Consider the following 11,292-nt stretch of genomic DNA (forward strand, 5'->3'; position numbering starts at 1 on the left):
GCCTGAGTTTTGAAAAGTTTGGGGATAAACAATGGGGCGGGAAATTTATTTGCCTTGAGCAATCTGTTTTTGCTGAATATTTTTTGCTGTGCGATAGCAATCTTCCACATGCGCTTCAGCAATTTTCTTCATGACAAAATAACCGAGGCTCGCGGCTACCAGTTGACCACCCAGCGGAATGAATTTTGTGACTTGCTTTGTGATCACTTTCGCTGCAACATTGTTCAAAGATTTTTTGACTGCTGTACGTGCTACCACCAGACCGGAAAACTCGATTCCGCGTTTACGCAGTTCATTCCAGTGCACCTGTTTGGTTGCAGGATCAAACACACTGATCTGTTCAGGGGCTAGACCAAAGCGGGCATTGATCTCCGGAATCAGTTGCGACAGAATGCCGACATCAATGACCACGTCCAGAAATGGCACCGGAATCACAGCTGCTCCGGCAGAATAATAGGCACGTTTTTTGGTTAGCTCTAAGCACTCGTTGCGAATTCTGTCTAAATCTAAACTTGGATCGATACGATCTGGAATTTTGTCTAATTTCATGGGCATTACCTAAAGCTAGATGTTGTTTTTTTCTGTTCAAACATCAATAAGATGCTTTTTTCAAAGAACTTTTTTGACTGAAGTATGAGTTTTAAAGTGACATAGACAGTTCGGTAAGTATAGTAAATAATCTTTATCATTTTGTAGTACTGCTCCATCTCATTTTTCAGGGGAAACGATGGCAATTCATGTTATTCAGAGTCAACGCATTGATGTGCTTTTGGATAGTATGCTGCGTATCGTCAACCAGAGCGCGAAAAATCCCTTGGCCGTGTTACAGGCACGGCATTTTATTGTACCGTCTCCTGCAGTCGAGGCCTGGCTCACCCAGAAAATTGCCGAGAAAAAGGGCATCAGTGCCAATACCCAGTTTCATCATCGGATCCGTGCCTTTCAGTGGACTTCCTATCAGTGGGTGCTAAATAATCCAAAAGAAGTTGAACAGGTCCGTGAAGCCAATATTCCCCGAATTATTATTAAATGGCGGGTATTTCAGGCACTACGCAAATGTATTTTGCCTGAGCAAATTCCTTTAGAGATCGATCATCCGCTGTATTCGATTATCAAGCGGATTTATGACAGCGCAGATCGTCTGGAACAGGGCACAGAGAAGCAGCTGAAAAAACAAAGCATGCTGTACTGGGTATCCGAACAGGTCTCGCGCCTGTTTAGCCATTATATGGATTACCGTGGTTATTGCTCGCGGAATTGCCCACCACAGGAATGTCGTTGTCCCACTAACTGGCTGGTGTCCTGGGGGCAGGATATTGCGCTCGATGTTGAGCATATGATCTATATTCCTAAAGATGAAAATGGCCATGAAATTCCGGTGGCAGACTTCGTCAAGATTCAGGCACGCGAACTGGAAGCCTGGCAGCGCTGGTTGTGGCAGCATGTCTTTCAGGATGATTATGCCAAGATTCTGGACATCGAACAGATGTACTGGGAACGTCTGGAAAATGAAGATACTCAGGTACAGGCTTTAAAACGTTTGCCAGAACAGGTCGTGGTCTTTACCTTGCTAGAATTGCCACCGAGTCAGCTGGATTTCTTGCGCCGTCTCGGTCAATACATCGATATTTATATTTTCCACTTTAACCCTTCACAGGAATACTGGGCCGACAGCGTCGATCCGGACTGGAAAGCGCGTTATGACCTTGGCGTGCAGGAACGTTTCATCAGGAAATTTGAAAAATCGCAGGGGCGTTTGCCAACTGATACCGAAATCCAGCATTTCTTTGCAGCCTTTCAGCTGAATTTTAATGCCGAAGACCGGGAATCGCGTCATCCCTTGCTGACCCGCTTTGGCAAACAGGCGCGTGATCATTTCTCGTTATTGTCCAAACTGTCTTCAGGTGAAGAAGGTCTCTGGGCCGATGCTTTCGTGGATGAATATCAGGATAAGTTACTGGCCAAAATCCAGTCGGATATTTTGTACCTGCTGGAACCGGAAAAACACCAGTATCCGCTCAAACCCGACGATGATTCGGTACAGATTCATGTCTGTCATTCCTCACTGCGCCAGCTGGAAGTCTTAAAAGAACAGATGATTCACTGGCTGGCCCAAGGCACGGAAGATGCCCCACGTCAGCCGAGCGATATTCTGGTGCTGGCCCCGAACCTGAAAGAGCTGGAACCGGCGATTCGTAGCGTCTTTGCACCACCCCCGCGAGAACGGGAAGGCCATAGCCAGCGTTTGCAAAAAGATAATCTATATTTACCGATTCAGATTGCCGGGGTGTCCCGACTCGATGTCAGCAATGCCTGGCGCGCGGTACTGGGCCGGATTCAGCTGGTGCATCGACGTTTCAGTATCGAAGATTTTGCCGACTGGCTCAGCCTGAATGCGACCCAGCAACTATATGCGCTGGACTACGCGCAAGTTGAGCGCATGTTGCAGTTACTGGGCGAAGCGGGCTTTAAACGCGGTCTGGATCAGCAGCATTTACAGCAAAGCCTGACTGCCGGTGATGAAGATTACCGTTTCAGTTTTAAATTTGCATTGGATCGGCTGGCACTCGGACTTGCAGTGCCAGAACACGCCCTGTTTCAGGATACCTTAAGCTATGCTCAGGTCTTGAGTAGTGATTTTCCTCTGATCTCGACTTTAATCCAGATTTATCAGGATCTGGTTCAGCGCCGTGACTGGCTGATTTTGCATGAACAGGGACAACGTACCCCGGTAAAAACTTGGCTGGAATATCTGCGTGAAGACTTGAATGAGTTCCGTGAAGCCGGGGTTGAGTCCTTAAAGACGGTCGCAGAAATCATTGACAAGCAGATGCGGATGCTGACGTTGGCCGATTACCATGATCAGGATGATCCGCAGGCCAGCCAGGAGCTGGTCGCCTTAAGTCTGCCATTGCCTTATGTACTGGAAGAAATTCAGAATACGTTGGAGATGCAACTGGATCAGGCCGAGCCGACCGGACAAATTACCTTTAGTCAAATCGGCCAGATCCGTCCGTTGCCGTATAAGCTGGTGGTGATGCTGAATCTGGATACCGGTAAATTTCCGAGCCGGAATCAGCAGGTGCCATTTGACCTGATGAACAGTCTGAAGCCGCAGTTAGGGGATCGTTCCCGTCTGGATGATGACCAAGGCGCTTTTCTGGATGCATTGCTACTGGCACAGGACAATTTATGGCTGTTCTATAATGGCTTTGATGTTGATGATGGTGAAGCGCGTGATCCATCCACTTCATTGCAGGAACTGATCCAGCATATTGCCTTGATTTGCCAGTCAGACCAGCCCGATGCTGAAGTCGATGAAACGTTTGAAATCAATGGTTTGAGCGTGGCCAAACATATCCGTCAACTCTATTATGTACATCCATTACAGCCGTTCGATCCAATTGGTTACGTTGAATCTCATACTCCACGTTATCAGACCCAGTGGTTTGCTGTAGCAGAATATATTCGCAGTGCAGAGGGCAAGCGCAGCAGCTGGATCAATGCCCATTATCCGGCACTGATGCAGAAAGAAATCCGGGTGCTGAAAGGGGATGAATGGATTCGTGACATGATTTTCCCAGCACGTCTATTCCTGAAAAGTATCGGTGTTTCCAGTGTGAGATATGCCGATCTGCCAAGTTCACGAGAACCCTTATTGCTGAATAAACTGGAACAGTATCAGGTCCGTGATTTCCTATTACAACAGGATCAAGAGATTGAGCCACAGCTGATGTTGGACCGCTTACCGGTCGGAAAAACTCAGGAAGCGACCTGGCTCAGCAGTCAGCAGGAACAGCAATCGCTAAAAGAACGTTTATTGCAGCTGAATAAAGAGCTGACACCTGTAACGCAGCAAACTTGGCAATATAACCCTGAATTGCTGATTCATATTACCTTGCCGCAAGTGCCGCACAGCAGTTACTGGCTGAGTATGCAGTCTTCCTCCGCTTCGGAAAAACGTCGGGCACAGGTCTGGCTGGAATATCTGCTCTGGCTGGCCTATCTGAACAATGATGAACTGTCTCCGCAGCTGGAACGGATTGTCATTTTCAGTAATAAAACCCTGAAGTTCTCCGGGCTGCGTTCTAGTCAGGCACGTCATCATTTACAGGCTTGGTTGAAAGCCTGGGAAATCGGACAGACCCAGCCGCTGGTATTGCCTGCCGAATTACTGATGAAAAAGGCCTGGGAATGGACCGAAAATGAACAGGGACAGATCACCATTGCCGAGATGCAGGAACTGCTAAAGGCCTGGAACAACAGCTATGAAAGTGCCAAGCCTTTGGCCAGCGATGAATCCAGCCAGTTGCATCAGGACTGGCAGTTTATTTTGCAGGATCAGGACCCGGATCTGGCCTTGCAACGCTGTTGCCATGATTTTGCCCATGCGTTATATGCACCGATTCATGAACATCTGGAATGGATAAAAGAATAATGACCATGTTACCCAACCAGAACAAAAAGATTTCAACCAATCCGATTCAGGACATGCGCTTTAGCGGCCTGCACTGGATTGAAGCTTCCGCGGGGACCGGTAAAACCTATACCTTATCCAGTTTGATGGTACGGATTTTTCTGGATCAGTATTATCCGCATCAGGTGATTGCCACAACCTTTACCCGTAAGGCTACAGCTGAACTGAAAAACCGGGTACGTCTCAGAGTCGAGGAAACGCTAGCCTTCATTCAGCGTCATCAGGAGCTGAATTCGGTCGAAATCACCGCCAAAATCCAGGCTGAATCGGATCCGCTGTTCCAGCAGGTGTTGAAAGATTATGGCTCACGCATGGACTATGCCCGGCGCCGTCTACGTCTGGTTCTGAACCAGCTGGATGAGCTGTTTGTCGGAACACTGGACAGCTTTAGCCAGAAATTATTGCGTGAATTTGCCTTTGAAAGCGGCAAGATTGAACGGGCCGAACTGACTGAAGATCAGGACCTGTATATCCAGCAGCTGATTCATGATGTGCTACGAGAATGGATCCAGCAGCAGCCGCAGTATATGGTCAATCATCTATATCTGCAAAACCTGTTGAAACCAGTAGAACACTATACTGGACTAGTTCGTGATGCTCTAAATTTCCGTGTGCAATACTTTCAGAAGGTAGAAAACGTCGAATGGGATCTGGCTGAACTAGAGCACTGCATTCAGCGCCTGTTCGATGTACATGAACATGAAATTGAGATCATTCGGGAGTATTGCCAGAATTCTCCGAAGTATTTTCATAAGAGTTTTTTCACCAGATTAAGCGATGTCTGTGAAAACTTTATGACCTGGATGGCTGTGCTGAAAACCAAAGGCGCGATGAGCTTTTTTGATCCAGAACTGCATGCGATTTTATTGAATCTGTGTTATTTGCGCCGCAAGAAAACCGATTTTCAACCGGTCTCAATGAAGCAAGTATTTAACAAAAGCTGTCCGGAAGCAGAGCAGCAGCAGATTCTGCAACATAGCCTGATTCAGGCCATTGATGGATTGTGTGAAGTCAAAGAGAAGATGGATGCACAGTTGAAGCAGCTGACCACCTATCTTGAATATCATATTATTCGCAGTGTGCAGAACCGTCTGCCGCAAACCTTGCAAAAACAGGGTGAAACCACATTTTCCCAACAGATTCGAACCTTGGCTGAAGCTTTACAGGGACAGCAAGGTCAACGCTTTGCCCAGTTTGTACAGGCACGCTATCCACTCATTCTGGTGGATGAATTTCAGGATACCAACCAGGATCAGGATGATCTGCTGGCTAAAATCTGGCGTGATCCGAACCGAGTGAAAGCTGGCTGTATGATCATGGTTGGGGACCCGAAACAGGCGATTTACGGTTTTCGTGGCGGCGACATGCTGACCTATAACAAGGCGCGTGCCGATGTGCTGCAAAAGCAGGGCCGTGAATATACTCTGATCCAGAACCATCGCTCGGTAAAACCTCTGGTCGAGGTGGTGGACGCGTTGTTTCAACGCCAGATGGATTTTGGTGAACAGGTGCATTACACCCTGATTCAGGCGGGGAGCCGGCCACATCCGGATTTAATCGATAAAACGCTGAGCAATCCGCATCCACTGCGCTGGATTCAACTCGGTGAACAGGATGTTGAAGCCGATCAGGTGGTCTGGAAAATCCGCCAGTTATTGAATCAGTCTGAACAGCAGCAACTGTATTTCCAGCAGGGTGACAACGTTCAGCACTTAAAAGCGGATGATATTGCAGTCCTGAGTTTTGGCCATTATGCGCTGGAACAGGTCAAGCAGCGTCTGCAACGTATGGGTATTCCCTGTTATAAGGAATCCAAGCAGAGCATCTTTGCCAGCCCGGTGGCTCAGGATGTTGCAGCTGTTCTGACCGCGATCATGGAGCCTTTTAATGAAACCAAAGTCAAACGTGCCTTATTGACCCGTTTATTGGGCTTTAACCTGAAAAAGTTAATCGAACTGCAAGAGCAGAGCGAAGGTCTGAGCCGTTATATTGCAGACTTTGATGCTATCCGGGAAATGTGGTTTGAAAAAGGGTTTCTGACGGCCTGGAATTATGCCTTAAACCTGTTTCAGGTCTGGACCAATCTGGTTGCAAGCCAGAGCCTGGACAATGAACGGGTAGTGGTGAATTTACGTCACCTGACCGAGATTCTGTGCCAGCAAAGTGAATATTATCAGGGTGCTCAAAAGCTGTATCACTGGTATCTGCGTCAATTGCAATCACCTTCCGGCAAGGACAATGAAAAAGAGCGCAAACTCTCCGGCGATCATGGGGTGCAACTGCTGACCATCCATGCTTCCAAAGGTCTGGAATTCAAAGTGGTGTTCCTGTTAGGTGCCGATGCGCCTTTTGATGTAAATAAAGGGAATCTGAACTTTTCCCTGTCAGCCGCGGAAAATGTACTGGAACAATCCCGAGTGATTGCAGTTAATCATAAGGATTTGCATGAGCAGGCGATTTTGCAAAATGCGGCTCGGAATGCCGCAGAAAATCACCGGCTTTGGTATGTGGCACTGACCCGGGCCAGTCACCGGGTTTATGCCATGCTGCAAGATCAGAGCGGACAGGCGGATTCAGGACTGGCATTCTGGCGTGGACAAGGTGAGGCGGCCTTTCAGCATGCCCTAAGTCTGCTGGAACAACCTCTGGCTTCTGAGCCGCCTAGAATTGTGGCAAAACAGACAGAAGCATCGTTACAGATGCAGGCTCATCCTTTACCGGAGCGACAGTTCTATCCACGGACTAAAACCAGCTTTACCGCGCTGTCACAGCATCTCCCGCATCAGGCGATATTGCAGGATGATCTGGTCATCGCTTCTGAACGTCCGGACAGTGCCGCAGATGAAATGAATCTGCTGGAACTGGAACAGCAATCAGCCGGTCAGCCACTGGACTGGATTAAGCTGAATTTCCCAAAAGGCACGGTAACCGGAACCTTCCTGCACAGTATTTTTGAGCATATCGATTTTCAGGATCGCAGTTACTGGAATCTGGAAATCCGTCGTCGTTTTAAAAATACCGCACCACAAATCTGGCAGGAACTGAAAGAGAAATTTCATCAGGCCTTTCATATTCGTCCATTGTTACAGCAGGCATTTACCCCGGGCTATCAGACGGCCTGTGTGAATTTACAGACCCTGTTCAGTCAGGTGGCCCGTCAAGGTCAAATGCAGCCGGAGAAATTGCAGCAGAGTATGCAAAAAGTACTCTCCAGCCTGAATTATAAAATCCTGACCGGAATTCGCCTGCATGATCAGAGTGAAGCTTATCGTCAGGAATGGCAGCAGTTTTTCCGTTCCGCTCAAACATTCGATCACTCTGAATGGTTGAACTTCTTAGGGCAGTTTCAACGCTATGTTACAGAACTGGATGATGAACCTTTTATCCTGTTTTTCGAACAGGAAATAGCGCAGATGACGCCTGCTGAGACAGCAGCGCAACTGGATGTAGAAACCGTTTTTCAGCAGGCATTCGATCATTTCATTGATGAGATGATTGAAGATCTTCTGCTCAATCGGGTTCATGACTGGCTCAAAGAAATTCTGGCTGCACCCCTACAGGCAGAGTTCAGCCTGGAGCAGTTGCAGCAAGGTACTTATTTGTCTGAATTCCCGTTTTACCTGTCTTTAACCGATGTGCCGTTACAGATTCGTCAGATCCAGCAACTGTTTGTCGAGCATGATATTCTCATGCCTGATTTTAATGAGGCAAAATCAGCACGCTATCTGACCGGTTCTATCGATTTGGTTTATTTTGATGGCCAGCGTTATCATATTGCCGATTATAAAAGCAATTTTCTCGGGCCGGATCAGCAGCATTACACGGCCGAGGCCATCCAGCAGAATATGACCCACTCCAGTTACTGGCTGCAAGCGGCCTTATATCTGGTGGCATTGCATCGTTATCTAAGCGTGAACATGCAGGGATATGACATGCAGCAGCATCTGGGTGGGGCGACTTATCTGTATTTGCGCGGTATAAATGGTCAGGCTGAACAAGGCGCTTATCACTGGCAGCCTGGTCTGGAATTTATTCTGAAACTGGATGAAATTCTGGGCTATTTTAAGCAGAAAAAATCAGCATAATTTTGATGATTTATAAAATTTTAAGAGTTTAAACAGAAGATTATCCTGTGGATAACTTTGAGGATAACTGTGTGGAAAATGAGCAAATTCACGTGTCTCAGCAATCAGCCCATTTAATGGCCTGGATTGACTATCTATGTCAGCCACCGTTCAGTTCGGCGACCTTTGATGCTGCCGCAAAATTGCTGATTCAGCAGCTCCTTGAAGCGATGCAGGAGGGCAATAGTTGTATTCCGGCTAGTGCCGAGCAAAAAGCTCTATTGCATCATTTGGTATTGGATCGTAGCCAGCAGGCTCAAGGCATTGCACCTTTTATTTTTGAAAACCAGCAGTTGTATTTATACCGCTACTGGCAGCTGGAGCAGGCAGTCGCTACAGAGATCGCCCGGATCAAGTCTCAAGCCATCATGCCGGTTGATTTAAATGAGCGTGATCGTAATCTCCTGACAGATCCACAGCAAAAGCAAGCGCTGGAAATGGTCGCCAAGCAGGGGCTGAATATTATTACCGGTGGACCAGGAACTGGTAAAACCTACACCTTGGCACATATGATTGCTGTACTGCATGAAGCCTTGCCTAATATCCGGATTGCGATGGCCGCTCCGACGGGTAAAGCTGCACAGCGGATGCAAGAAGCCTTGCAAAAAGCTTTATATAGTGAAAAGTTACAAGCTTTTGAACTGGAGGCTTTAAAGCAGGTTCAACCCGTTACTTTGCACCGCTTACTGGGCTTGGGGCGGTTGGGACGCCCACGGTTTCATGCCAAGCAGCCTTTACCCTATGATGTGATCGTGGTTGATGAAGCATCCATGTTGGACTTAAGCCTGTCGCAGATGCTTCTTGCTGCAGTGCCAGATTCAGCCCGCTTAATTCTATTAGGCGATGCAGACCAGCTGGCCTCGGTGGATGTCGGCACTGTACTGGCAGATTTACAGCAGACTTCTGTTCTGGCAGATAATCGGGTCAATTTAATCACGACACGCCGTTTTGCTTCAGGCGCCCGGATTGGTGCGATGGCGCACTTTATCCAGCAGGAACATGTTCCAGCATCGGTTTTAAACCAGTTTGAACAGCAAGTGGTTGCTGCGAGTGAGCTGCAAGCAATTGCACTGGATCAGGTAGAGATTGACCAGCTGCAACTGCAATATCTGCCAGAAATAAACCCAACTACAGGTCTACAGTTAGACCAATATTATGATCAACTGATGTATGGCTATCAGGCTTATGCAGACGCGATCAAGCTGGCTCAGGATCAGGCTGGTTTCGAGCAATATGTGCAGCAGGCAATTCAGTACTTTGATGATTACCGGATTCTCACCGCAATCCGGCATGGTGATCTGGGCTTGAATAAAATCAATCAGCAGATTGAACAGCGTTTTCTGGCCAGTGTAGGCAAGTTAAAACAGGGCGACTGGTATACCGGTCGACCAGTGATGATGACTTATAACGATTATCAGCTGGGTCTGTCCAATGGTGATATTGGCATCTGTTTCTGGAGAGAACAAGAAGGACAGTCACAATTTGAAGTGTATTTCCCGAGCTTAGAAAAATGGGTGCTGGCGACCCGCTTACCGAAAAGTATCGAAACGGCATTTGCTTTGACGATTCATAAATCGCAAGGTTCAGAATTTACTCATACTGCTGTAGTACTCGATCAACAGGCCAAAAATTTGCTGAGTAAGGAACTGATTTATACAGCGATTACCCGGGCCAAAAAAGTTGTGAGCTTACTGGTAGATCGCGACGCGTTTACACAAGCGCTATGCGTCAGAACCACACGAAAGAGTGGCTTAAGCGAAAAAATACTTGAACAATGCAACAATCTATTGGCAAAAAATAAATAACTGTTGTAGGTAAATGCTTACATGGATTCAGGAAATTGGCGCATGGAGCTTTTACTCGGTTTTTGAGAAGATTGGTCACACAAAAGAACTCAACACGGAAAGTTGGGTATAAATCGCATAATAAGAACAAGAATGTCACCAGACAGCGAACTTACAGTGAAGTAAGTGAAAGAGGAAACTTACAGCCGCTAAGCCTTGTAGTTTTGGGAGAGACTACAAGGCTTTTTTATATCTGCCGTTAATGGAATTTTGCCGTAATCTTATAGTTCAATTAAGTTGGCAGAATAAGTAAATTTAAGTAAATAGTGTAATTAAAAGATATATAAGTGTAATATTTTGCAAATTTCGATGACAATTTTGTACGCAATGGCTTACAGCGAGTGAGGATAAATGCCTCTATGAGCATTTCGACAATATGGCAAAATCTACCACACAAGGAAGTTATTTTTAGTCAGGAAGATTTGAAAATAATAAAGCGTAAAACGCACTAAAAAAAACAATAAATAAAAAATGATAATAGAAGAAACTACAGCGCGAAAAAGCCCGAGTTTACTCGGGCTTTTTTTTATCATTTATTTCTAAGCGCGACCAGAAATATTTTAAATATAACCCGAATCCTGCTTAAGCCGATGACTTCATAATTTGAATTGTTGGCTTATTTTTATGGATCAGTTGATATGCACACAAGGACGCGTAAATCCCTCCTAGAAATCCATGAACACTACGTGCTTTGCTTGTCACTAAATTGTACTGACCTTTCAATAAGCTGAATAAAGTCTCTATCTTATTGCGCTGTTTTAAGTGATATTTATCTGACTCAGAAAGTTGTATAGCCTGCATATTTTTTCGATGATAGGTAATTAAATCAATACCTTGCTCTTTCAAC

5 protein-coding genes are annotated in these 11,292 nt (G+C 46.4%); 3 read left to right on the plus strand and 2 right to left on the minus strand.

What is annotated here, in order from left to right; genetic code table 11:
- Positions 1–45: 45 nt before the first annotated feature.
- On the minus strand, positions 46–549 hold the full coding sequence (locus FTV18_RS08705) for a hypothetical protein (protein WP_159123426.1): 504 nt from the start codon (positions 547–549) through the stop codon (positions 46–48).
- 178 nt (positions 550–727) lie between these two features.
- On the opposite strand from FTV18_RS08705, the gene FTV18_RS08710 reads away from it, so the two are divergent.
- From FTV18_RS08710 to recD, 3 genes are all read left to right on the plus strand, one after another.
- A complete protein-coding gene (locus FTV18_RS08710) occupies positions 728–4,438 on the plus strand; it encodes an exodeoxyribonuclease V subunit gamma (RefSeq protein WP_180017467.1) in 3,711 nt (1,236 codons plus the stop codon).
- Complete coding sequence (locus tag FTV18_RS08715) at positions 4,438–8,562, plus strand: UvrD-helicase domain-containing protein (RefSeq protein WP_180017465.1); 4,125 nt, start codon at positions 4,438–4,440, stop codon at positions 8,560–8,562. The genes FTV18_RS08710 and FTV18_RS08715 overlap by 1 nt, the downstream gene beginning before the upstream one ends.
- 71 nt (positions 8,563–8,633) lie before the next feature.
- Complete coding sequence (gene recD / locus FTV18_RS08720) at positions 8,634–10,406, plus strand: exodeoxyribonuclease V subunit alpha (protein ID WP_257229515.1); 1,773 nt, start codon at positions 8,634–8,636, stop codon at positions 10,404–10,406.
- A gap of 621 nt (positions 10,407–11,027) precedes the next feature.
- On the opposite strand, the gene FTV18_RS08725 is transcribed toward recD, so the two are convergent.
- A partial coding sequence (locus tag FTV18_RS08725; RefSeq protein WP_306669914.1) for a transposase occupies positions 11,028–11,292 on the minus strand: 265 nt, incomplete at its 5' end.

The organism is Acinetobacter sp. YH12241, from assembly GCF_013417535.1.
In the GTDB taxonomy this organism is placed as follows: Bacteria; Pseudomonadota; Gammaproteobacteria; order Pseudomonadales; family Moraxellaceae; genus Acinetobacter.